Genomic DNA, 274 nt, shown 5'->3' with positions numbered 1-274 from the left:
CAATCAGGTCGTCGACCTTGAACAGCATATGGCCCGTGTTCGAGCGCTGTTTCTCCACGCCGTTCACTGTAAGCCACAGATCGAGTGTCTGGGGATCCGTTATCTCGTCGGCGGTGACGATGCAGGGGCCGAAGGGCGCATAGCTGTCCTGGCCCTTGGAGAAGATCCACTGTCCCGCGCGCCGATTGTCGCGGGCCGAAACGTCGATCATCACGGAATAGCCGAAGACATGGCGCAGCGCATCCTGTTTGCAAACGCGCCTGGCCGTGGTGCC

At 60.9% G+C, this 274-nt stretch carries 1 protein-coding gene; it reads right to left on the bottom strand.

Annotated features, from left to right (window positions below; translation table 11 throughout):
- On the bottom strand, positions 1 to 274 hold a 274-nt coding region (locus NLU14_RS21775; protein WP_275710543.1), incomplete at both ends, for a fumarylacetoacetate hydrolase family protein.

Source organism: Marinobacter iranensis, assembly GCF_029207565.1.
Lineage (GTDB): Bacteria > Pseudomonadota > Gammaproteobacteria > Pseudomonadales > Oleiphilaceae > Marinobacter > Marinobacter iranensis.
This window is presented reverse-complemented; position numbering and strand designations above follow the sequence as displayed.